The sequence below is a fragment of the Neisseria sp. genome (assembly GCF_041804105.1).
Taxonomy (GTDB): Bacteria; Pseudomonadota; Gammaproteobacteria; order Burkholderiales; family Neisseriaceae; genus Neisseria.
This window is the reverse complement of the sequence record NZ_JBHCJY010000125.1, coordinates 1-24,715: the sequence shown is the minus strand read 5'-3', so window position 1 is coordinate 24,715 and position 24,715 is coordinate 1. Positions and strand designations below refer to the sequence as shown.

At 53.5% G+C, this 24,715-nt stretch carries 17 protein-coding genes and 1 pseudogene; 7 read left to right on the top strand and 11 right to left on the bottom strand.

From position 1 onward, the window contains the following. Positions 1 to 242: 242 nt before the first annotated feature. The 8 genes from ACEYDX_RS10650 to ACEYDX_RS10615 all read right to left on the bottom strand — a co-directional run bounded on the left by ACEYDX_RS10650 (position 243) and on the right by ACEYDX_RS10615 (position 13,314). Positions 243 to 902, bottom strand: coding sequence for an energy transducer TonB (locus tag ACEYDX_RS10650; protein WP_373741993.1), 660 nt, complete (start codon positions 900 to 902; stop codon positions 243 to 245). Positions 903 to 1,478: 576 nt separating this feature from the next. Next, entirely contained in the window at positions 1,479 to 2,834 is a 1,356-nt protein-coding gene (locus tag ACEYDX_RS10645) for a PFL family protein (protein ID WP_373741992.1), read from the bottom strand. 46 nt (positions 2,835 to 2,880) lie between these two features. Continuing rightward, a complete protein-coding gene (locus tag ACEYDX_RS10640) occupies positions 2,881 to 3,357 on the bottom strand; it encodes a hypothetical protein (RefSeq protein WP_373741991.1) in 477 nt (158 codons plus the stop codon). Positions 3,358 to 3,386: 29 nt separating this feature from the next. After that, a complete protein-coding gene (locus tag ACEYDX_RS10635) occupies positions 3,387 to 3,662 on the bottom strand; it encodes an ACT domain-containing protein (RefSeq protein ID WP_373741990.1) in 276 nt (91 codons plus the stop codon). A 406-nt stretch (positions 3,663 to 4,068) separates the two neighbouring features. Further along, positions 4,069 to 5,127 (bottom strand): alanine racemase, encoded by a 1,059-nt coding sequence (gene alr, locus ACEYDX_RS10630; RefSeq protein ID WP_373741996.1) that lies wholly within the window; start codon positions 5,125 to 5,127, stop codon positions 4,069 to 4,071. A 385-nt stretch (positions 5,128 to 5,512) separates the two neighbouring features. Continuing rightward, the gene (locus tag ACEYDX_RS10625) at positions 5,513 to 7,924 is read right to left on the bottom strand and encodes a DNA translocase FtsK (protein ID WP_373741989.1); all 2,412 of its coding nucleotides are present in this window, start codon (positions 7,922 to 7,924) and stop codon (positions 5,513 to 5,515) included. Between the two features lie 461 nt (positions 7,925 to 8,385). Continuing rightward, positions 8,386 to 12,393: an Ig-like domain-containing protein gene (locus ACEYDX_RS10620; protein ID WP_373741988.1), complete on the bottom strand. Its 4,008-nt coding sequence runs from the start codon at positions 12,391 to 12,393 to the stop codon at positions 8,386 to 8,388. A gap of 24 nt (positions 12,394 to 12,417) precedes the next feature. Further along, positions 12,418 to 13,314 (bottom strand): OmpA family protein, encoded by an 897-nt coding sequence (locus ACEYDX_RS10615; protein ID WP_373741987.1) that lies wholly within the window; start codon positions 13,312 to 13,314, stop codon positions 12,418 to 12,420. A 473-nt stretch (positions 13,315 to 13,787) separates the two neighbouring features. On the opposite strand from ACEYDX_RS10615, the gene smc reads away from it, so the two are divergent. The 7 genes from smc (at position 13,788) to ACEYDX_RS10580 (ending at position 22,842) form a co-directional block, all read left to right on the top strand. Next, positions 13,788 to 17,282 carry a chromosome segregation protein SMC gene (smc, locus tag ACEYDX_RS10610; RefSeq protein ID WP_373741986.1) on the top strand — a complete coding sequence of 1,165 codons (3,495 nt, stop codon included), beginning with the start codon at positions 13,788 to 13,790 and terminating at the stop codon, positions 17,280 to 17,282. 209 nt (positions 17,283 to 17,491) lie between these two features. Continuing rightward, a complete protein-coding gene (locus tag ACEYDX_RS10605) occupies positions 17,492 to 18,142 on the top strand; it encodes an NAD(P)H-binding protein (protein ID WP_373741985.1) in 651 nt (216 codons plus the stop codon). Positions 18,143 to 18,328: 186 nt separating this feature from the next. Further along, positions 18,329 to 19,591 carry an RsmB/NOP family class I SAM-dependent RNA methyltransferase gene (locus tag ACEYDX_RS10600; protein ID WP_373741984.1) on the top strand — a complete coding sequence of 421 codons (1,263 nt, stop codon included), beginning with the start codon at positions 18,329 to 18,331 and terminating at the stop codon, positions 19,589 to 19,591. A gap of 51 nt (positions 19,592 to 19,642) precedes the next feature. Beyond that, a complete protein-coding gene (locus ACEYDX_RS10595) occupies positions 19,643 to 20,260 on the top strand; it encodes an HI_0552 family protein (protein ID WP_373741983.1) in 618 nt (205 codons plus the stop codon). Between the two features lie 206 nt (positions 20,261 to 20,466). Next, a complete protein-coding gene (dapE, locus tag ACEYDX_RS10590; protein ID WP_373741995.1) occupies positions 20,467 to 21,603 on the top strand; it encodes a succinyl-diaminopimelate desuccinylase in 1,137 nt (378 codons plus the stop codon). 297 nt (positions 21,604 to 21,900) lie between these two features. Further along, positions 21,901 to 22,341 (top strand): VOC family protein, encoded by a 441-nt coding sequence (locus tag ACEYDX_RS10585; protein ID WP_373741982.1) that lies wholly within the window; start codon positions 21,901 to 21,903, stop codon positions 22,339 to 22,341. A gap of 150 nt (positions 22,342 to 22,491) precedes the next feature. Next, positions 22,492 to 22,842 carry a DUF1801 domain-containing protein gene (locus ACEYDX_RS10580; protein WP_373741981.1) on the top strand — a complete coding sequence of 117 codons (351 nt, stop codon included), beginning with the start codon at positions 22,492 to 22,494 and terminating at the stop codon, positions 22,840 to 22,842. Positions 22,843 to 23,015: 173 nt separating this feature from the next. On the opposite strand, the gene ACEYDX_RS10575 is transcribed toward ACEYDX_RS10580, so the two are convergent. The 3 genes and pseudogenes from ACEYDX_RS10575 to ACEYDX_RS10565 form a co-directional block, all read right to left on the bottom strand. Next, positions 23,016 to 23,852, bottom strand: coding sequence for an ABC transporter six-transmembrane domain-containing protein (locus tag ACEYDX_RS10575; RefSeq protein WP_373741994.1), 837 nt, complete (start codon positions 23,850 to 23,852; stop codon positions 23,016 to 23,018). Between the two features lie 27 nt (positions 23,853 to 23,879). Further along, positions 23,880 to 24,302 carry a MarR family winged helix-turn-helix transcriptional regulator gene (locus ACEYDX_RS10570; protein WP_373741980.1) on the bottom strand — a complete coding sequence of 141 codons (423 nt, stop codon included), beginning with the start codon at positions 24,300 to 24,302 and terminating at the stop codon, positions 23,880 to 23,882. A gap of 128 nt (positions 24,303 to 24,430) precedes the next feature. Next, a pseudogene (locus ACEYDX_RS10565) lies at positions 24,431 to 24,715 on the bottom strand (GMP synthase (glutamine-hydrolyzing)); the annotation flags it as partial.

The window sequence follows — 24,715 nt, the reverse complement described above, 5'->3', positions numbered from 1 at the left end:
CCCCGATAAAGGGGCTAATTGGGGGAATATGGACGAGAAACACGTCTGAAAATGAAAAAACGGTTACCTTGATTGTTCAGGTAACCGTTTGGATGGAGTAGCTGGTATTTCGCAAAGGTCTCGGGCCGTCTGAAAAGGTTTCAGACGGCCTTCGGCTTCTGCAAAATTAAAAAATCATCACAAAAACGTTCTTTCCGTGTGGGCGGGAATAATAGTATTTAAGTATTTCAGACGGCATCCGCTTATTCGGAGAGTTTGAAATTGTATGATATACAAGTAACCGCCGCCACGGGTTTCCCGCCCATTTTCGCCGGCACAAACGGCGGCGCAACCTGCTTTAATGCCTCGGCAGCGGATTTTCGAGCGGCGGTATCCAAGCGTTTAAACGTCGAACTTTTTTTAACAAAAGGAGAGGAGCTGCTGCCGTCTTTATCAACAACCACACAGATTTTACTTGTTCCCTCTTCTCCGTTTTCTTCAGAAAGCGGCGGATAAGGCGGTGGCAACTGTTTGAAACGGGGTTCGGCTTTTTGGCTGAGTTTGGAAGCACCAACTGCAAACGCAATTACCTGCTCGCTATAACTCTCGAGCGGTGTGCATTTTCCGGCTTCACATTTTTCATAAACCCGAACCGTTTTCGGCGGCCGATAATGCGTTTTCGCCTCTTCAACCAATTCGGGTGAACTTCTGCCGTCCCACGCGGTTTGTGTTATCCTGCCGTTTTTATCTATTGCCAGCAGCACCGACACCATGCCGCTGCGTTCGGCAGATTCTGCTGTTAAAAGCTTCGGTTTGTAAACGACATTCGCAGGGCGGCGGCGCAACTGTTCGGCTGTCAGCGTTTTTGTGGCGCATCCGCCCAATACCGCCAAAGCGGCTACGGCAGCCAACAATATTTTCATATTTTTCCTCCTTGTCAAAATCTGTATTTTTGTCCGGCATCAACACAATCAGGCCGTCTGAAAATATTTTAACAAAATATTTTCAGACGGCCTCTTAAAATAATTATGCTTGTCGGCAGGTTACGTTTTGTCGTGCAGCAAGTGTAGGTACGGTTAGCCGTCCCTAGGCGGCGTAACCGTACGCATACAGACACCGTTCAAACCTCAAGCCCGTTTTCAGACGGCACCCTTTCCCAACCGTGCGTACGGTTACGCCCGACAAATCGGGCTAACCGCACCTACGAAACCGATACAAAACGGCAAGCAAGTGTAGGTACGGTTAGCCGTCGTACGCATACAGACACCGTTCAAACCTCAAGCCCGTTTTCAGACGGCACCCTTTTCCCAACCATACATACGGTTACGCCCGACAAATCGGGCTAACCGCACCTACGAAACCGATACAAAACGGTAAGACATAAACAGCAGCGGAACACGCTGTTTCCGAACTGCACATGGCAACAAAGGCCGTCTGAAAATATTTCAGACGGCCTCGGTTTATTGAGCGTTGAAACGGCAAACCTGCCGCAGGCGAAATCAGTTCTTCATCGACTGCACCGGCGCGGGAATGCGCCCGCCGCGATTGACGAACACTTCGCAGCTTCCTTCTTTCACCGGCATCACCGGTGCGTAACCCAGCAGGCCGCCGAATTCGACGCTCTCGCCCACGTCTTTGCCGGTAACGGGGATGATGCGCACGGCGGTGGTTTTGCTGTTGATCATGCCGATGGCGGCTTCATCGGCGATGATGCCCGCGATGGTGGCGGCTGACGTGCGGCCGGGCACGGCAATCATGTCCAGACCGACGGAGCAGACGGCGGTCATGGCTTCGAGTTTGTCCAAAGTCAGCACGCCCGATTCGGCGGCGGCAATCATGCCTTCGTCTTCGGATACGGGGATGAACGCGCCGCTCAAGCCGCCCACCGCGCTGCTGGCCATCATGCCGCCTTTTTTCACCGCGTCGTTGAGCAACGCAAGTGCGGCGGTGGTGCCGTGCGTGCCGCACACGCTCAAGCCCATCGCTTCAAGAATGCGGGCGACGGAGTCGCCGACGGCGGGTGTGGGCGCGAGCGACAAATCGAGAATGCCGAACGGAATGTTCAGACGGCGTGCCGCTTCCTGCCCGATCAGTTCGCCGACGCGGGTGATCTTGAACGCGGTTTTCTTCACGATTTCGGCGATTTCGGTCAGGTTTTTGCCGTCGCAGTCGGCCAGCGCGGCCTGCACCACGCCGGGACCGGACACGCCTACATTCAGCACGGTGTCGGCTTCGCCCGAGCCGTGGAACGCGCCCGCCATAAACGGGTTGTCTTCCACCGCGGTGCAAAACACCACAATTTTGGCGCAACCGAAGCCTTCGGGCGTGATGTCGGCGGTGTGTTTGATGGTGTCGGCGGCCAGTTTCACCGCGTCCATATTGATGCCCGCGCGGGTGCTGCCGATGTTGATGGAGCTGCACACGATGTCGGTGGTCTTCATCGCTTCGGGAATCGAGCGGATGAGGATTTCGTCCGACGGCGACATGCCTTTCTGCGCCAGCGCGGAAAAGCCGCCGATAAACGATACGCCGATGGCTTTGGCCGCTTTATCCAGGGTTTGCGCGATGGAAACATAACTGTCCGCGCCCGTGGCCGCCGCGATTTGGGCGATTGGGGTGACAGAAATGCGCTGGTTCACAATCGGCACGCCGTATTTGGCCGACAAATCTTGGGCTGTCTGAACCAAATCTTTGCCCACGCGGGTGATTTTGTTGTAGATGTTTTCGTTGAGCTTGTCGATGTCGGACGAAATGCAGTCGTGCAGGTCGATGCCGATGGTAAGCGTGCGCACGTCGAAATTCTGGTCGGATACCATGCGCACGGTTTCGAGGATTTCGTTGGATTGGATAGACATACTGTTCTTTCTTCAAGAGCTGCCTCAGGCAGCTGAAATTTTATTTTTAAGGTAGTTCCAGATCGGGATAAACATCTTGAATGGCTTTTTTCATAAGTGGATTGTCCGAATTAAAACGTGAAAATGTCCACATCTTTCCATCTTTAATGGCAAGCATTTTCTCTTTCACGGGATTTCCATCAATATTCATTACATATGGAATAATCGCATAAGCAATACCTGATGGGCTGATACCTGTTTGGGCATCCGGCAAATCCATTTGCAGGGAAACTTGTCTGTTTTTAATTAAATTTACCAACAACAGCTCCATGCTTTTAAGTACCTCGGGCATACCGACCTTCTCAGCCATATTGCCAATAATCTTTTGATTTACATAACCATAAATCTTTTTCCCGCGTTTATCCTGATACAATTTTTCATAAGCTTTAATTTCCTTTGACAGCTCCATCTCAACCGATTTAGGTAATTCGGCATAAGCCAGACTTGAACAAATAGATAACCATATCAATGCCAATTTTTTCATTTAATATTCCTATTGAGACAAAATAAACATCAAATGCGGTGCATCGCTTTAAACAGCTCTTCATCCTGCAATCGGATGTCGAGCGCGAGTTTTGCGCCCTCTTCGGCAAACAGATCCAGCATTTCCTGACGTGATTTCGGGCATTGGGCGGTGTCCACCAGAATAATCATGGTGAAATAGTCGTCCATCAGCGTTTGGCTGATGTTGAGAATATTCAGCTTGTTTTCGGCCAGAATTTTGGATACATCGTACACGATGCCGACGCGGTCTTTGCCGATAACGGTAACTACGGAAGAGGTGCTCATGGCTAAATCCTTTGTTTTGTTTGTGAAAGTCTTATCTGCGGTTTCAGACGGCCTGTTCTGCCATTTCAAGGCCGTCTGAAAATATGATGTACGGCTTATGCGGTGCGAAAAAGGAGGAAAATTTTATTTGCCCCACCCTGCCCAATCCGGGATTTCAGACGGCCTTTTCACGATAGGGCCGTCTGAAAACAGGGGTCGGGTATGCATGCCTTTTCAGACGGCCTGACACCGTCCGCACGGTTACGCACACAAAACGCGTTAACCGCATACCGGTTATCGGCGGTCGATTATCGAAGCCCTTCGGCAACCATCCTGCAAAACAGGCCGTCTGAAACCGTGCAGGCAAACCGCACTTAAGGCGGCAAACTTTACCGCAACACACAACCTTTCAGACGGCCTTTACCCGTCATTCGTAATAAGTAAATTTCGCCCGCTTCACATTGCACAGCAGCTCGTATGCAATCGTGCCTGCGGCTTCGGCCACTTCGTTGATGCCGACCGTATCGCCCCACAGCTCCACTTCGTCGCCCAAACCCCGTTCGGCAGGGTCAAGTTCCACCGTCATCATGTCCATCGACACGCGGCCGATGATGCGGCTGCGGCGGCCTTCTACGGCAACGGGCGAGCCGGTCGAAGCGCGACGCGGATAGCCGTCGGCATAGCCGCAGGCAATCAGGCCGACGCGGGTGGACTTGGTGGTGTAAAACGTTGCGCCGTAACCGACGGGGGAATGCGGCTGCAACACCCGTTCGCCGAATACGCGCGTGGTCAGGCGCATCACGGGTTTCAGACGTTCGTCGGTACCGCCGAAAGGCGACACGCCGTAAAGCGCGATGCCCGCCCTGCCCCAGTCGCGGCGGGCAGCGGGAATGTTCAGTATCGCGGCGGAATTGGCCAGGCTTTCTTCGCCCGCCAAGTCTGCGCAGGCAATGTCGAACGCTTCGAGCTGCATTTCGGTCATGCCGCTTTCCGGTTCGTCGGCACAGGCAAAATGGCTGAATTTGACGATGCCCGCTACTTTCGGGCTTTGTTTGAGCGCGGTATAGGCGGGTGCGAAATTGTGCGGGAAAAATCCGGCGCGGTGCATGCCGGAATCCATTTTCAACCACACGTTGACGGGCTTTTTCCAATCGTGTTCGAGCAGGGCTTCAAGCTGCCACTGGCTGCCGACCGCAGGCCACAGGTTCAGCTCGTCTGCCTGCGCATATTCCGCCGCTTCAAACACGCCTTCGAGCAGCACAATCGGGTTCGCAATCCCGTTCCGGCGCAGTTCGGCCGCCTCTTCCATGGTGGCGACGGCGAATCCGTCGGCCAAATCCGCAAGCGCGTGGGCGCAGCGTACCGCGCCGTGTCCGTAGGCATCGGCTTTGACAACCGCCAGCAGTTTTCCGCCGTGAATCTGTTTGAGCGTTTGGTAGTTGCGGCGCAGATGGCCGAGACGGATTTGGGCGTTGAGCGGACGCATGGTTTTTCCTTTGCTGATGCCGTCTGAAAAATGTTTCAGACGGCCTTGTTCACAGTGAAACAGTGTTCGGATTATAGGCCGATTGATGCGGTTTTTGAATAAACGCATGAATAAAAAGGTTTCTTAAATTTCAGGCACAAATGCCCGCCTGTACGGAAATAACGGTTGCCAACGGTATCGCATCCATGAACACTCCGCAGCAAACACAGCCTGCCCCGAGTACAAACGGCTGTGCGCCCATTCCGCCATATACTCCGTTTTACTCGGCCTGCCGCTGCAACGGGCAAAATGCCGCAATGCAGCCGGTGGGTCTGCAAACAGACAAAGGCCGTCTGAAAACTGTTTACCGGTTTTCAGACGGCCCTGCCGTTTCGATTCCACCGAATCAGAGATTGTCTTTCTGAGCCAGAATGCGCCGTGTACCGCTGACATCGGCGGGCGACAGAATCCCTGCGTCTTCAAGCGCTTGGATAAGGTTGGCGGCACGGTTGTAACCGATGCGCAGTTGGCGCTGCAACGAAGAAATCGACGTTTTGCGCGATTCGAGTACGAAAGCGACCGCTTGGTCGAACAACTCGTCGCTGTTGGCGTTGGGGTTGACGATATTGGTGGTTTCCAACGCCGCTTCGCCGCTGAGCAGGCCTTCGACGTAATTCGCAGGAGCCTGCTGTTTGACGAAATCGACAACGTGGTGCACTTCGTCATCCGACACAAATGCACCCTGCAAACGGGTCGGCTCGGCGTTGCCCGGTTGCAGGAATAATGAATCGCCGTACTTCAGCAGCTCATCGGCACCCATTTGGTCGAGAATGGTGCGGCTGTCGATTTTGCTCTGAACGGTAAAGGCCATACGGGTGGGAATGTTGGCCTTAATCAGGCCGGTAACCACGTCCACGCTGGGGCGTTGGGTGGCGACAATCATGTGGATACCTGCGGCTCGGGCTTTCTGGGCGAGACGGGCGATTTGCTGTTCGACGGATTTACGTTCGGTCATCATCAGGTCGGCCAATTCGTCGATGACCACCACAATCATCGGCAGGTTTTCCAGCGGTTCGGGATCGTCGGGATTGAGGCTGAACGGATTAAGCAGCGGTTTGCCGGCGGCTTTGGCATCGGCTACTTTTTTATTGAAGCCTTCAAGATTGCGCACGCCCGCATGCGAAAGCAGACGGTAGCGTTTTTCCATTTCGGCCACGCACCAGTTCAGCGCCTGACCGGCTTCGCGCATATCGGTTACCACGGGGCAGAGCAGGTGCGGAATGCCTTCGTAAATGCTCAATTCGAGCATTTTCGGGTCAATCATGATGAAGCGTACTTCTTCGGGCGTGGCTTTGAACAGAATCGACAGAATCATTGCGTTCACGCCTACCGATTTACCCGAACCGGTCATGCCGCCCACCAGCAGGTGCGGCATTTTTGCCAAGTCGCCCACCACTGGGACACCGGCAATGTCTTTGCCGAGGGCTACGGTCAGCTTGGATTTAGCATCGGTAAATACAGGCGCGGACAGAATTTCGCTCAACATCACGTCTTGGCGCGTATCGTTGGGTAACTCGATGCCCATGGTATTCTTGCCTGCAATCGTTTCGACGATGCGCACTGCCTGCAACGACATCGAACGCGCCAAATCTTTGGAAAGGTTCACAATCTGGCTGCCTTTCACGCCCTGTGCCGGCTCGATTTCAAAGCGGGTAATCACTGGCCCCGCCGTGGCCGAAACCACCTGCGCACCGATACCGAACTCTGCGAGTTTCGCTTCGATGCGCCCCGCAGTACTGCGCAGCACTTCAGGGTCAATGGCCACAGGTTCGCCTTTCGGCATTCTCAGCAGGCTGATGGCCGGTTTATGGTATTCGCCGGCAGGCAATTCTCTGTTGTCTTTTTCAAACAGTGACGGCTGGACAGGCATCGGCGGTGCAACGGAAACGGTCACTTTTTTGCGGTTGCTGGAGCTTCCTTCCAGCTGCGGAACGGGTTCTGCCGTGATGGTTTTTGCTTCCTTAATCAGACGCTGGGTATTTTTCGTATCGGGCAATTCCGTAAGCAGGTTAGGATTTTTACGCGACAACTTGCGTTTCAACGCACGTAATACCCCGCCCGTACCCCGGCCGGATTTCGCCATCACGTCGAGCCACGACACTTGCGCCAGCAACGACATCGCCAGCAAGAGAATAACCAATGTAATCAGAATACTGCCGGTTTTTCCCAACAACCACCCCAAACCGGTGCCCGCCAACACCCCCACCAAACCGCCGGCACCGACGGGCAGCACATCGGCCAGTTGTTGCCCGAATCCGGCAAATTCCAAAATCGGGCTGCACAGCAGCAGAATTACCAATGCCGCTGCCGCAACACGCTGGTTATAGGGTTTGAATCCTTCACGCTTTTGCAGAGGACGGAAATTTTTGTAAAGGAAAACCAAGGCGGCAAGCACCGCCCACCAAAACGACAATCCGAACAGGTAATAGCCCACATCGGCCAGATACGCCCCGAACAGGCCACCGAGGTTGTGCACTGCATCCGCCGTCGGCACACTGCGGGACCAAGCAGGATCGGCCATATCGAAGCTGGCCAGCGATAAGGCGACATAAAGCGTAACCACCAATGCAAACAGCCACAGCGTATCGTTGATCAGATTGGCCAAATGTTCAGGGCGGGCTTTTTTTTCTTCGCTTTTCTGCAAAGCCTTGGCTTCTTTCAAACTTCTGGAAAGCTTGTTTTCAGCCTGTACGGTACGGCTTTTGGCTGCCGTTCCGTTTTTTGCTTTAGATCGGGATGTGGTGGGTTTCGTAGTCATATAAAGTCGGTAAGGCCGTCTGAAAAATATTTTCAAACGGCTGAATCGATATTCTGATGTAATGTTTGGAAACATTAAATTATACAATACAAAGCTGTTCGGGCGAAGATGGGAAAACAGACATCAACAACGACCATCATGCTCCGATTTCAAAATCAAACGGTTTCAGACGGCCTTTCGACTAAGGCTGTATCTCCCGATTTAAAGATGAGCAACGGCAAACAGTATCGGCAGTATCACGACCGATTTTCTCATTTTTTTCTCATCTGCTGTTTTACTTGTTATTTTGTTATTTAAAGTTCCCAATCATTATTAACAGGTCAAAAAGCGGCAATTTTCAAATGGAACCAATCTAACCAATTTAACATTTATCTCATCCCAAACAAGAGAAACTTATTGATATAGCAGTAAAAAACAGAAACCCTGCCGATATGACAGGGTTTCTTCAACCGACTTTACAGTCAGCCTAAGGTTTCAACATGTTTTTCCAGCACGCTGGCAAGGGTCTCGCCCGACGATAATCCGTTAAACGTAATGCTGTTTTTATAGGCAACTCCGTCTTGACCAACACCCGTGAAGCTCAAGGTATGGCTTGCATCGTCCCAAACCGCATTCTTCAACTGATTGGTGCTGACCAAATCGGCAAATACTACCTTGTCGGTACCGGCTTTAAAGTCTGTAATCACATCATGACCGTTGTTACTGTTAGCCATAAATACAAACTGATCTTCGCCTGCGCCGCCTGTCAAGGTATCGTTACCTGCCCCGCCAATTAAAACATCATTGCCGTCGCCACCTTTCAGAACATCATTGCCGCCGTCATTCCGGTTGTCCAACAAGGATTTCCAGTTGGATTCGACATAATCTTTGATGTCTTGATCAGTTGCTGCTACACCTTTGTTTTCCGTCCATTGGATATATTGGCCCAAAATATCGGCACCGGCTCCGTCATGACTTCCTGCTTCGTAAACCAAGCCACTATTGCCATCTTTCCACGCCAAATGGTCGGTATTAACGGTATCACCAAACAAAATGTCATTACCTGCACCACCTTCGACGGTATCGGACGAAACTGCTTTAGGAACGATTTCCACCGAACCGTGTTTCAAAGCAGAATCCAATTCTACAGAACTGTCGACAATGGCTGCTTCACCGGTTTTTCCGCTGTAAGTTACATTGACAGAACGTGAACCGGTATATCCGCCGCCGACAGAGTCAGAGCTTTCGCCGAGTCTTCCGCTTTCCGTAGTATTGTCGAAATACTTCAAGGTGGTTTGCTGTACACCTTTGGCAAAGCCGAACGCATGCACTTCAGATACCGCACTCAAGCCTTTAAAGCTCGACAAACCAGCACTTACTGCCGCTTGATGCAGATAACCGCTCAAGGCTGTTGCACCGGTACTTCCGTATGTAGTCGGCTGTCCATCAGTAAGGAAATAGGTAATGTTGCTATAGCCGTTGTCGGATACGTCGTTAAGCCACGCAGTTGCCTTCTTGAAAGCATCGTCATAGTTAGTTGTTCCACCTTTACGCGGACTATCGATGCTGCTGATAGTAGACAACAATTTATTGACATTGCTTTCATTTAAATCGGCAATATTGATCTGGGTTGTGGTTTTATTACGGAACGACATAAACGTAACATTGATGTTTCCATCGTGTTCTGCCAATTCCTTCGCTAATTTCAATAATGATGCTTTAGCCATATTCAGATACGAAGTACCCGTACTGGACGCAAATGTTGTCATGCTGTAAGAATTGTCGAGCAAAATTACAACATTATAGTTTTCGCCCTTGGTAATAATGGTATCACTGCCTCCTTTGTCTCCGAATATCACATCATTACCTGTACCACCTTTGATTACATCACCACCGTTTGTTCCAATGGTCACTTTATCGGAATCCACACCGTTGATTGTAATGGTCAGGTTGGCAGTTGAAACATCACCATCGGCATCACTTACTCGATAAACAAAAGTATCATCAAGCTTGTCACCATTATTCAAGGATTTAACGGTTGTGTTTTCAGTATCCAGTTTGTAAGTATATTTACCGTCTGCTCCCATCGTGAGCATACCGTATTTACCCTGTAATTGGTCTGCAATTACTTTAACCGGAATATCCACACCAGCCTGGTCGTTCATCAAGACATTACCGCCAACCGATGTTGTTTTTTCACCGATTTGATGATGATCGTTTACAGCATTCGGCGCAGTATCGGCAATCTTAATGTCCAAACTGTCCATCGCAGTATTACCGGCTTTGTCTCGCACCATCACGACAAAACTGTCTTTCACAGAATCATCACCGGCTCGATGGTCTTTTCTTACACCGTTTTCAGCATAATGATATTTGATTTCTCCTCGAACAGCATCATAACCGGTAACAGTCAACAAACCGTATGCTGTTTTGATTTCAATCGGTTTTGCCACAGTAGTCATGACATCTTTGCCTGCAATGGTAATAGCCGCTACCGAAGAATCGGCAACTTTGATCACACCATGTACCACACGAGCCGAAGCCTCAACGACAACTTTATCATCCGCAACCACTCTTGGCACTTGCGTATCGATGCTGCCCGTGTCCGACGCTTCGCCTGCATTGCCTGCCGCGTCTTCCACCCGGGCGACGACGCGGTAGTCACCGTCCGCCAGTTTCGCCGGCACTTCGGCACTGTAGCTGCCGTCCGCTTTGACGGTGGCGGTGACGGTCTGCACTTTGCCGTCCGAACCGGTGACGGTCAGCGTCACTTTCGAACCTGCGGGGGCATCGGTCTTGCCGCTGAGCAGCGGGGTGTTGTCGTTGCTGTTGTCCGGGGCGTCCACCGTTACCGACGGTGCTTTGCTGTCGATGTTGCCGCTGTCCGAACCGGTACCGGTGTTGCCTGCGGGGTCTTTCACCGATGCTTCCACCGTGTATTTGCCTTCCGGCAGTGCGCCGGGAACGTCTACGCTGAATGTGCCGTCGCCTTTGACCTGCGTCGTTACCGTCTGCTGGCGGCCGTCTGAACCGGTCACCGTAACGGTCACTTCGCTGCCTGCGGGGGCATCGGTCTTGCCGGTAACGGTCGGGGTGGTGTCCCGGCTCTGCTCGGGTACGTCCACCGTAATCGACGGTGCTTTGCTGTCGATGACGTTGCCTTCTTTGTCTTCGGCTTCGGCCTTGTTGCCCGCTTTGTCCGATACGCCGGCTTTAACGCTGTAGTTGCCCTCCGGCAGTGCCTGCGGCACTTCGACGCTGTAGCTGCCGTCCGCTTTGACGGTGGTGGTGACGGTCTGTACTTTGCCGTCCGAACCGGTCACCGTAACGGTCACTTCCTGACCGGGTTCGACGTCTTGTGTCGTACCGGTAATGGTCGGGGTGTTGTCGCCGCTCAGTGCGGGTGCGTCCACCGTAATCGCTGCGGCCGTATCGATGCTGCCCGTGTCAGACGCTTCGCCTGCATTGCCTGCCGCGTCTTCCACCCGGGCGACGACGCGGTAGTCGCCGTCCGCCAGTTTCGCCGGCACTTCGGCACTGTAGCTGCCTTCTTCTGTTACCAATGTCGTAACTGTATGAGTCTTACCTTCCGAATCGGTAATAGTCAAGGTCACAATACTACCTGCAGGAGCTTCGGTTTCTCCTGTAATCAAAGGTGTATTGTCATTTGATACGCCGTCAGGTGCATCAACAGTAATGGAAGGAGCAACAGTATCTACACTGCCAAAATCTTTTGCCGTTGCTTCTTTACCTGCCGGATTTTTTACAGTTGCATCGACACTGTAAGTGCCTTCAGATAATTCTGCAGGAACATCCACGCTGAATGTGCCGTCATTTTTCACAGTAGTGGTAACGGTTTGAACCGCACCGTTACTATCAGTAATAATCAACGTAACTACAGAATCGGCAGGTACATCGGTTGTACCGGTAATGATCGGAGTATTGTCGTTACCGCTATCAGGAGCGTTAACCGTAATCACAGGAGTAGGTGCATCGTCAGAATCACCGCCCCCCACTGCAGCTGCCGCAGCCCCCAAAGGCAGCAATGCAGCCAACCACCACGGACTAATCGCATAAGCGGAAGCCAAAATTTCTCCACCCAGCGCTTGGCCTGCAACCACCTCTTCAGCCAAAGCGGTTACGGCATCAGCAGCTTCCGCACTTTCGGGCACATAGGGATAGAAACTGCCGTTCTCATGCTGGCCAATCAGCAAACTGCTTTTAGAAGCATCGGTTGCTTCGGAGTAATAACCTTCGATAATTACGTCCGGATTATTAATGTCGGTACCTTCAAAAGCGATATTCAGATTGTCGCCGACACGTTTAGTGGTAATGTTTTCAGGTGCAAACTGGGTTGCATCATCAACAAGCTGATAATTCACTTTTGCTTGCGCAGGAACACGCAAAACCTCTCCTGAGGCCGTCTGAAACTTAACGGTCTCAAGTGTTTCTTTGGCGTTGTTGATTTTTAACGTAATGCTTTTTGACATGGTATTCACCTTTTATAATTAGGATTATTTTTCACCGTGCAGAATAATTTCCACACGACGGTTGGGTTGGTCGCACTCTTGGCGGGCCTGTGCGTTATTCGGGAATTTTTTGCGGCAGTCGGTAACACGCAATTCATTTTCACCCCGGCCTTCTGCGCTGATGACGGCACTGTTCAAACCGCTGTCCGCCAACGCACGCTTAACGGTTGCGGCGCGCTGTGAAGAAAGGTTCAAATTGTAGACAGGTGTACCTTCGGGGTCGGTATGTCCGACCACGGCAACGCCGGTTACTTTAGCTTTTTGCTGACGGATGTCTGAGGAAATAGCTTCGATTTCCTGACGGCCTTTAGGCAACATGTCCTGATAGCCTGCGCGGTCAAACTTAAAGAGCGCGGATGCTTGCAGATTGTATGTTTTCAATACTTGGGCGCATTTTTCCGGACTTGAAACGCGCGACAGGGTATGGTTTTGGCGTTTGATGCCCTTCATTTCCTCTGCGGCCTGCTCCGGGGAAACATTGCGCAGCACGGGACGGCCTTGGCCGTCATTGACAATTTTGAAGAAAGAAACGGTAGATTCTGGCAGGTTGTAATAATCGCCCGAATTGCTTTTATTGTGGTACGCAACATCTTGCTTGGTAAAATCGGCATGGAATTTCTGGTTTTGCGTACAGATGATTTCCTGACGGTAAGCATTAGGCTGAAGCGAGCCTGAATATTGTCCGTTAATATAGATATTAACGGCAGGACCGTTAACAGCATCGGCCTGACGGTAAATCACTACGGACGATCGGTTCTCGGGAACGCCCGTACTGTAAGCGGCATCGGTGGTATCAATCCAAGTTTCTTTTTGCTGATGGCTTGCACATCCCACCAAAAAAGCGAGCGGCAGACCCCACAGCAGGTTTTTGTACTTCGTCATTTTAAAGCTCCTGTCTTATTGATTTTTAGTATGGTTTTCTGCGACAACCGTAAAAACCGAGTCGGCCGTTTCTACCGGACCGCCGTGTTGCAAAGGGGATTCCGCTTACAGCAACGCACAGATTAACCGTATGTCAATTATGATAAATGCTTTTATGCAATTCATTTTATTTTGTATACAGACGGCATCAAAACCGGATAATAGGTATGCCGAAAGAATACAAACACCATGCGGTTAATGAAGTTATTAATATTATGTATTTTGCAACTTCTTGATAATATATCACTTTATTTTTCAAGCATATTTAAACCTATTGCATATTTGTATGTTGTTTAAATTATTACTGCTTTTTTACAACAACCCTGTTTTCAGACGGCATCGGCAGCTGCATTCCCGTAGAGATTTAAAATCGGAAAACTCTGCGACTTTCCGCTAAAATACCGTCCTTCCCGTCTTTATCCGCCGCCCATCCCATGCGCCTCACCCACATCAAACTCGCCGGTTTCAAATCGTTTACCGATCCCACCACCATTCATGTTCCCGGGCAGCTTGTCGCCGTTATCGGGCCGAACGGCTGCGGCAAATCGAATGTGATTGACGCGGTGCGCTGGGTGTTGGGCGAGGCTTCGGCCAAGCAGTTGCGCGGCGAGAGTATGCAGGACGTGATTTTCAACGGGGCGGCCACACGGCGGCCTGCGCCGCGTGCGTCGGTGGAACTGGTGTTCGACAACAGCGACCACAGTTTGCAGGGGGCGTGGGGGCAGTATGCGGAAGTGAGCATCAAGCGGCAGCTGACGCGGCAGGGGGAATCAACTTATTTCATCAACAATCAGGTGGTGCGCCGCCGCGACATTACCGATTTGTTTTTGGGAACGGGCGTTGGCGCGCGCGGTTATGCCGTGATTGAACAGGGCATGATTTCGCGCATCATCGAAGCGCGGCCGGAAGAATTGCGTGCCTATATAGAAGAAGCGGCGGGCGTTTCCAAATACAAGGAACGCCGCAAGGAGACCGAAGGCCGTCTGAAAGACACGCGCGAACATTTGCAGCGGTTGGGCGATTTACAGAGCGAATTGGCGCGGCAGGTGGAAAAGCTGGAAAAGCAGGCCGAAACCGCCGAACGTTACCAAAATCTCACCAAACAGTTGAACCGCCAGCAGGATTTGCTCGACTTCGTGCAATGGCGCACATCGCTGGACGCGGCGGACAAAGCCACCGCGCAGCATGAAAACTTCCGCCGCCAGCAGGACGAAACCGCCGCGCAAATCCAGGCTTTAAACGAAGAAATCCGCGCCCTGCAAGCCGAAGAGCAGGCGCAGCAGGTGCAGGTGCACGACATCAGCAACCGGCGCGGCGTGCTGCGCGAACAGATTGCCCGTTTGGAAGAACAAATCCGCCACCAGCAAACCCTGCACCAGCGCATCGAACGCGACAAAACCGCCGCCCAAGCGCAGCTTTCCCGTATCCACCAAGAGCAGCAGTCCATCCGCGCCGAACTGGAAGCGGCCGACAGCCAAATCGAAGAAAAACAGGTGGAACTGGCCGAACTCGCCATGCTGGTGGCCGAACAGGAAGAGCAGCTTCCCGAGCTGGAAGAAGCGCAAAACACCCTGAACAACACCTTCCAAACCCAGCAGGACGAACTCGCCCGCATCAAGCGCGAACTCGCCCTGAAGCAGCAGCAGCTAGCCCACGCGCGGCAAACCCTGCAACAGCACGCCGCGCGTACAGGCCGTCTGAAAGAAGAAAGCCGCGCGCTTAATTTACCGCACGACGGCGAAACCGCCGCCGCCCAAGAACAGGCCGCCCTGTTGCAGGCGCAGCAGGAGCAATACGAAGAACAGCTTGCCGAAGCCGAAAACCAAACCGAGCAGCTGCGCCAAGCCTTTCAGACGGCCTCTGCCGACAAACAGTCCCTGCAACAGCAGCACATCACGCTCGAAGCGCGGCAGCAGGCTTTGGCGCAACTGATTGCCCAAAGCGAAACACAAACCGCCGACTTCTGGCAGCACACCGAAGCCGCCGCCGCACCGCAGCTCTGGCAGCACATTACCGCGCCCGAACAATGGCAGCACGCGCTGTCCGCCGTATTGACCGAACGCCTGCACGCCCGCGCCGTGCCCGCGTCGTTCCAAACGCCCTCGCCCCTGCCCGCAGGCAGCGCGGCGTGGATTTCAGACGGCCTCTCCGGCGGCCTCAAAAAAACCCTGCCCGCCACCGCCCTGCTCAACCAAATCCAAGCCCAAGCCCCGTTTCAGACGGCCCTGCACCACTGGCTCGACGGCGTGCTGTGCGCCCCCGATTTAAACTACGCCCTCGCACACCAAAACGATTTGAACGGCAACCAAATCTGGCTCACGCCCGAAGGCCACCAAATCGACAAAGTCGGCGTGCTGCTCTACGCCGACGGCAACGCCGACAACCTGATGACGCACAAAAGCCGTTTGGACGACATCACCGCCGAACTGGCCGCGCTGTCGCCCCGACTTGCCGCCGCCGAAACCCGCAGCAAACAGGCGCAGGCCGCGCTCGAAGCCGCCGAAACCCACTATAAAAACCTGTTGCAGCAGCAAAAACAGCACAGCCGCCAATACGCCGAAGCCCAGCAGCGCGCCGCCGAACTGCTCGCCCGCACCAATCAGGGGCAGCTTCGCCGCGAACACATCGAACGCGAACTCGTCCAACTCGAAGAAGAAAGCCTCGTGCTCGAACAGTCTTCAGACGGCCTCGAAGACGACATCGCCGTGCTGCACGAGTCTGCCGCCGAACTCGAACACCAGCAGCAAACCGCTGCCGCAGGCCGGCAGGCCCAGCAAGGCCGTCTGAAACAGGCGCAGCTCGCCCTGCTCGAAGCCAACCGCCGCTACGGTTTGGCCGAAGTCGCCGTACACAAACTGCAACAGCAGAAACAGAACCGCCAAGAGCAAATCGCCCGCCTCGAACAGCAAACCCTCGACTGGCAGGAACGCCAGCAGGAACTCGCCCTCGCCTACGAAACCGAACTGCAAAACGACGAGCAGCACCTCAAACTCGAAGAACTCGGCGAAGCGGTGCAGACGCTCGACGAAGAATATGCCCGCGTCCAAACCGCCCTTGCCGCCACGCAGGAACAAGGCCGCAGCCGCTACGAAAACCAGCAAGCCCTGCAAGCCAAACTGCCGCAGCTTCAAGCCGCCACCCAAACCGCCCTGCTCCAACAACAGGAAGCCCTGCTCAACGCCAAACGTTTCCACCAAAATCTCGAAGAACGCCAAGCCGATTTGGAAGCACTCGAAACCCTGGCCAAAGAAGCAGGCCGTCTGAACACCTTAAACAACCAAATCGGCAGTCTCGCCCAAGAAATCGAAGCCCTCGGCCCCGTCAACCTCGCCGCCCTTCAAGAACTCGAAGAAGCCCGCGAGCGCGACGGCTACTACCGCAGCCAAAGCGAAGACGTTCAGGCCGCCATCAACCTGCTCGAAGAAGCCATCGCCCAAATCGACGGCAAAACCAAAGAGCGTTTCAAAGCCACTTTCGATGCCGTTAACGAAAAAGTACAAACCTTCTTCCCCACCCTGTTCGGCGGCGGCGAAGCCACCCTGCACATGATAGGCGACGACCTGCTCACCGCCGGCGTATCCATCATGGCGCGCCCGCCCGGCAAGAAAAACAGCACCATCCACCTGCTCTCCGGCGGCGAAAAAGCGCTGACCGCCATGAGTTTGGTGTTCGCCCTTTTCAGCCTCAACCCCGCCCCGTTCTGTCTGCTCGACGAGGTGGACGCCCCCCTCGACGATGCCAACACCGGCCGCTTCTGCAATTTGGTGAAAGAAATGTCGGCGCAAACCCAGTTTCTCTATATTTCGCACAACCGCCTCACCATGGAAATGGCCGAACAGCTCATCGGCGTAACCATGCAGGAAAAAGGCGTGTCGCGGATTGTGGCGGTGGATATCCGGCAGGCGCTGAAAATGGCCGAACCGGCTTGATGTTTGTAGTGATGGCCGATGGTCGGAGCGTTAGCGAACAGCATTTACCGCAACGAAGCATAAAAAAGGCCGTCTGAAAAACATTTTCAGACGGCATTCGGTAAATATAAAGGCTGCGTTTATCTGATGAATGGGAAACACCCGCATACAAACACCACCCAATCAAAATTACAGCGGCTTGAACACCCCCAACAGCAAACGGAAACACCATGAAAGCACTGATTATCGGAGCGACCGGAGCCACCGGCAAAGCCTTGACCCAGCAACTCCTACTGGATGCCGATTACACGGAAGTCGTGATTTTCGTGCGCAGACCCGTTGCTTTGACACATGAAAAACTGACCGTCCATATAGTCGATTTCGACAAACCGGAGATATGGGCGGACAGCGTGCGCGGCGATGTGCTGTATTCCTGCCTCGGCACAACCTTAAAACAGGCGGGCAGCAGGCCAAACCAATGGAAAATCGACCACGATTACCCGCTTGCGGCTGCCCAAACCGCCCGCCGAAACGCCGTGCCGTACCATGTGCTGATTTCGTCCGACCATGCCAACCCCGATTCACGGTTGTTCTATTACCGTATGAAAGGCAAATTGGAACAGGAGGTAACGGAGCTGGATTTCCCCCAATCCGTCATCGTCCGCCCGCCGCTCCTGAAACGCCCGAACACCGACCGCACGGGCGAGCGCATTACCGAAATCCTTCTTGAAAACGCCAATAAAATCGGCTTATTCAAAAGTGCCAGGCCCATGCCGACCGAAACGCTCGCCACCGCCATGCGGCAAGCGGTGAAACTCGGCAAATCCGGCATTATCGGCAAACAAGCGCTTTGGCGGCTCGCCGATATAACCAACCATTAAGAAGCAATCGGCCAAGTCAATGCCGACACTAAGCGGCGGCTGTTTATTCAGCGAGCGTAAAGCAGTTGGTCATTTGCCGTTCGTCATCTCCTTGGAGCCAGCAGCCCATTCGGCCTTCAAACCGTCTCTACCGCGCCGTTTCGCGTATAATTCCGCCATCGTTCCATCATTGCATTCCCCGCCTAAATGACTCCCGTCCAACTCGACCACACCGCTGCCGTACTCGCGCAGATGCTCACGTTCAAACAGCCTGCCGATGCGGTTTTATCGGCCTATTTCCGCGAACACAAAAAGCTCGGCCGCCAAGACCGCCACGAAATCGCCGAAACCGCGTTTGCCGCGCTGCGCCATTTTCAGAAAATTTCCGCCGCGCTCGACACACCGCAGGCACAGCCGCGCCTGGCCGCGCTGTGTGCGTTGGTACTCGGCCGCAGCGCAAACATCGGCGGCATCAAAGACACGCTGCGCCTCAATGAAGAAGAAACCGATTTTCTGGGCCGTCTGAAAGCTCGCAAAACCGAGTTTTCAGACGGCCTGAACACCGCCGCCGAACTGCCCCAGTGGTTGATTGACGCGCTCGCCCCGCATTACGGCGAGGCAGAAATCCTGCAATTCGGCCGCCGCATCAACCAACCCGCGCCGCTGGATTTGCGCGTCAACACCCTGAAAGGCAAACGCGACAAGGTATTGGCCGAATTGCAGGCGGAAAACGTCCGCGCCGAAGCCACCCCGTTTTCGCCGTGGGGCATCCGTCTGCACGACAAAGCCGCGTTCAACCGCCATCCGCTGTTTCTCGACGGCACGCTGGAAGTACAGGACGAAGGCAGCCAGCTGCTCGCGCTGCTGCTCGGCGCAAAACGCGGCGAAATCATCGTCGATTTCTGTGCGGGCGCAGGCGGAAAAACGCTGGCCATCGGCGCAATGACGGCCAACAAAGGCCGCATCTATGCCTTTGATGTTTCTGAAAAACGCCTTGCCAACTTGAAACCACGCATGACCCGCGCCGGCCTGACCAACATCCATCCCGAACGCATCGGCAGCGAACACGACCCGCGCACAGGCCGTCTGAAAGGCAAGGCCGACCGCGTTTTGGTGGACGCCCCCTGCTCGGGCCTGGGTACGCTGCGCCGCAATCCCGACCTGAAATACCGCCAGTCGCCCGACACCGTTGCCAAACTGCGGCAACAGCAGCACAGCATCCTGTCCGCCGCTTCGGAACTGGTTGCCGCGGGCGGGCGGCTGGTTTACGCCACGTGCAGCGTGCTGCCGGAAGAAAACGAAATGCAGGCCGAACGTTTTCTGGCCGAACATCCGGAATTCGAACTGCTCGACTGCGCCGGACTGCTGCACGGTCTGAAAATCAGTTTGGACACAGGCAGATACCTGCGCCTGAATACCGCCGAACACCATACCGACGGCTTTTTCGCGGCGGTGTTCCAACGGAAATGACACAGGCCGTCTGAAAACCTTTCAGACGGCCTGCCACACAAGGACTTCCCCATGCTTACTCCCGCCAGCTGCGGCCTGTTCGACCTCCCCTTTTACCAGTTCGCCCAACTCAAAAAATACCGGCCGGACACCATTCCGCAAATCAAAGCCGACTACAAACACCACTGGGAAATCTGGCGCAGTCTGATACTCGGCGCGGCAGAACAGCTCGGCGGACCGTTCGCCCCGCCGCACATCGAGCGTTGGTGCAACGGCTGGCAGGTGCGCGCCCACTTTTTCGCGTTTTTCAAATACGCGCAATATCAAGACGCAGCCGCGATTATCTCCGTCCTGCTCAACCGCAAGCGCCTGACCGTATCGCTCGACTGGCATTGCTACAAGGCCGCCGTCTCCCCGATTCACCTGCCCGAATACAACCGCTGGCTCGATGATTTGGACGCACGCCAGTTTGCGGATTTCGACATCTGGCACGGCGCGGAGAGCGAATACGGCGACTACCTGCCGCTGAAAGACAGGCCGTCTGAATACCTGACGCTGCAAAACGCCGACGACTTTTTCTGCATCGGCCGGCATATCGACCGCGACGACTTGGGCAGACAGGACGAAATGCAGTGGATTGTCCGCACCATACAGGATTTGGAACCGCTGTATCGGGCGTGTTTCGCCTGACGGTTTGCCGACGAAAGCCCGCAACGACCGCCCTGCCCCACCGTCCGCCCGACCCGTTCGGAAACATGGTTCCGCATCATTCAGGCAGGAACGGTTACCAAACCCAACCCGCATCAGGCCGTCTGAAAACACGGAACATCCACCCGCTTTTCAGACGGCCTCAACAGCAAAACCGCCACCCATACCCACCTACCGAGACCGACACAATGACCGAAACCCAATCCCTCGAACTCGCCAAACAACTCATCGCCCAACCTTCCGTAACCCCCGACGACAAAGACTGCCAAGCCATTCTCACAGGCCGTCTGAAAGCCCTCGGCTTTACCGTTGAAGAACTGAATTTCGGCGAAACCAAAAACATCTGGGCGCGGCGCGGCAACACCGCCCCCGTATTCTGCTTCGCCGGACACACCGATGTCGTGCCCAGCGGCCCGGAAGAACAATGGACATCGCCGCCGTTCGAACCGACCGAACGCGGCGGCAGGCTGTACGGGCGCGGCGCGGCCGACATGAAAACCAGCATCGCCTGCTTCGTTACCGCCGCCGAACGCTTCATCGCTGCCCATCCCGACCACTCCGGCAGCATCGCCCTGCTGATTACGTCCGACGAAGAAGGCGACGCACACGACGGCACCACCCGCGTGGTGGACGTATTGAAACAGCGCGGCGAACAAATCGACTACTGCATCGTCGGCGAACCCACCGCCGTCGACACCCTCGGCGACACCGTGAAAAACGGCCGTCGCGGTTCGCTGTCGGGCAACCTGACCGTCAAAGGCAAACAGGGCCACATCGCCTATCCGCATCTGGCCGAAAACCCCGTCCACACCTTCGCCCCCGCGCTGGCCGAACTCACCGCCACCGCATGGGACGACGGCAACGCCTACTTTCCGCCCACTGGCTTCCAAATTTCCAACATCAACGGCGGCACAGGCGCAACCAACGTCATTCCGGGCGAACTCAACGTCAAATTCAACTTCCGCTTCTCCACCGAATCGACTTCAGACGGCCTCCAACAGCGCGTGCACGAAATTCTCGACAAACACGGTTTGAAATACGATTTGCAATGGTCGCTGTCCGGCCAGCCGTTTCTCACCGAAGCAGGCCGTCTGACCGAAGCAGCCAAAACCGCCATCGCCGAAACCTGCGGCGTGAATACCGAACTCTCCACCAGCGGCGGCACATCCGACGGCCGCTTCATCAAAGCCGTCGCCCGCGAACTCATCGAACTGGGCCCGAGCAACGCCACCATCCACCAAATCGACGAAAACGTGCTGCTCGACGATATTCCCAAGCTGTCCGTAATTTACGAAAAAATGTTGGCGGAACTGCTCAAAGCATAAGGCAAGGCCGTCTGAAAATACCTGTCTGAAAATCTTTCAGTCAGCTTGCAGGGTGGGTGTCAACCCAACGCTTTTCGGACGGCATCAAACGGTGGGTTCACGTTTACCCTACGGCGGACATGTTTTCAGACAGGCTTTCTGTTTTGAGGCTGGCTGAAAAGATAAAACAAAAAAGGCCGTCTGAAATTTTTCAGACGGCCTTCTGTTCTTGGTTGTGTTTGATATGTCATTTGATGTTTTTTATTATGATAAACTAAGAACAGCTAACTTATACAGAACTCAAATTAGGAGGAGGCCATGGATCAAAAAGTAAAAAATCTGCTGAAAATAAGCAAATTAGCACCTGTTTTTGCGGTGGAAAATGTACAGAAAACTGCCGAATTTTATACCAAACATTTAGGTTTCCAGTTGGCTTTTGCCGTTCCCAATCATGATGCTGTGGAGGAAATCTTTGAAAATGGCAAGGAATATCGTTATGCAATGCTGAAATCGGGGGAAATAGAGATAGCATTTCAGCGATTGGATACTTTTCAAAACGACATTCGTTTTGCAAAAAATCAACCTATTGGGGCTTCGGTGTCTTTTTATATGGATGTTGATAATATTCAAGATTTATACAATCGGTTGCAGTCTGAAAATTTGGAAATTACCGAATTAAAACCAACTTGGTATGGTGTTCTCGAATTTTACTTAAAAGATCTAAACGGATACATTTTGGGATTTGCCCAAGCAGCTTAAAATCAATCTAATGAATATCGGAGAATTTCGCACATTTTGTCTTTCGCTGAATGGTGCGGAAGCAAGTTTTCCGTTTGCTGATAAAACTTTGTTTTTTCGGTCAAAGGGAAAATATTTTGTGTAACGAATATTGCTGGTTAGGAGAATACCATGAACCAAAAAGTAAACAATCTGCTGGATGACTGGCAAATTGCCAATCCCGCCTTGTATGAAATCGCCGATAGTGTGCGCACGAGAATATTGCAACTGGCGGATACGGTAGGCGAAGAAGTGAAATATGGCGGTATTCTGTTTGCCGCACCTGAACCGTTTTGCGGCATTTTTGTTTATAAGCAACATGTGTCTGTGGAATTTAGTCATGGCGCCGAGATAGTAGACCCGCACGGTTTATTAGAAGGAAAAGGAAAAGGCCGTCGTCATTTGAAATTACATACGCTTGAAGACGTGGAAAATAAGCATTTGGCGGATTATTTACGATTGGCGCAAAAAGCAGCAGAATAAAATGCCGGTCTAGCTTGCAGGGTGGTCAACCCACCGTTTTCAGACGGCATCAAACGGTGGGTTCACGTCCACCCTACGGCGGGCATGTTTTCAGACAGGCTTTCTGTTTTGAGGCTGCCTGAAAAGGTAAAAATCAAAAGGCCGTCTGAAACTTTTCAGACGGCCTTTCCGTTCTACACCTCCACCCGCTTGCCGATGTCTTTCAGATTAGAAAACTGTTCCAACAGCCTCGGCGCGTCGTCCAAGCTCATGGCAAACGTCCATAAGTAGGTGATGACGGCATAAATATGGCCTGCCTGCACGTTTGGCGTGGTTGCCAGCCGGGTTACGGTTACGCCGAACAGCACGGACATGGCGGTGCCGATGGCCAAATAACCCAAGGATTCGCGGTTCGACAGGCAGATGCGCAGTTTGGCCAGCAAGTCGTAGTGGCGGTTCAGACGGCGGTGTCCGCTTTGCCCGATAACGTCCACTTCCTGTTCCAAGCGGTTGTTCAGCTTCAGATACAGCCTGTCATTGGTTCGTGCGTATTTGGGCAGCAGCAGCGCGAAAAACAGCAAAATCAGACAAGCGGTTACGCCCGACCAAAATTCAATGATCAACAACATCACTGCCGCTCCAACAATGGAAAAGCTGGACATAATTAGAACGGGCAAATGCTGCTCGAAAAAATCCACAAACTGCCGCGACAGGGCAACACGGGCGGTAACCGCCGAAGTATCCAGCCCTTTTTCGCGCTGGCTCAGCACCACGGGTACGGCAAGCTCGGCGTAAATGCGAGCAAACGCGCGCGTATCGACCGCGCGGCGGCCTGCGCCGACCGCCCAAATCACCAGCACCAGCAGCGCGTAAGAAAGCGAACGCCACACATCGCCCGCCATCATCGCGTTCACGGCAAAACTGCCGAACAGCGGATAGGTAATGAACAGTATGTTTTCCAAAGCCACCAGAAAGAAGGTGGCGAACAGCCGTTTTTTGTTCTGTTTGGCGATGGATCTGATGCTGCCCATCGCGCCTGACGGTTCATGATGCATGGTTCAAATCCCTAATTTTTCGGAAAAAATTTCATTCAAACGGTTCAGTTCCTGCACGGTTTTTTCCAGCTTTTTATCGCCGAACCGCTCCTCGCTTTCCCGCTCGGCCTGCGCCAATTCTTCCAGCCACGGTCGTACCGCCGCTTCGCCTTCTTGCGTTAAATACAGCAGCTTGCCGCGTTTGTCGTTCGGATCGGGTGCGAACGCCAACCAGCCTTTGTCCGCCAACTGTTTGCAGGTAAACGAAACCGTCTGTTTGGGCAGATGCCATTCGTCGCCTACCGTTTTCGGTGCACACTGCCCGTGATGAAAAACCGAGTAAATCACGAAAAATTCATTTGCCGATAAGCCCTTCTGCTTCGCCCATCGGACATATAAATCCAACAGCCCCGCCATGCTTTCGGCTAATTCGTCAAAACCGTGCATTGTTCCGCTCCAAAATAAAGTCCAATATCAGACCAATTGTGTGCATTATAGTCTGATATTGGACTTTATCAAACACAAAGGCCGTCTGAAAATTTCAGACGGCCTTTTTATTCTTTCAAACCAAGCCCTTATTCCCACTCAATCGTGGCAGGCGGTTTGCCGCTCACGTCATACACCACGCGGTTGATGCCTTTGACTTCGTTGATGATGCGGTTGGACACGCGGCCGAGCAGGGAATATGGGAGTTCGGCCCAATGCGCGGTCATGAAGTCGCTGGTGATGACGGCGCGCAGGGCGACGACGTAGTCGTAGGTGCGACCGTCGCCCATGACGCCGACGGATTTGACGGGCAGGAACACGGCGAAGGCTTGGCTGGTGAGGTCGTACCACGAAGTGCCGTTGTCGTCGGCGGT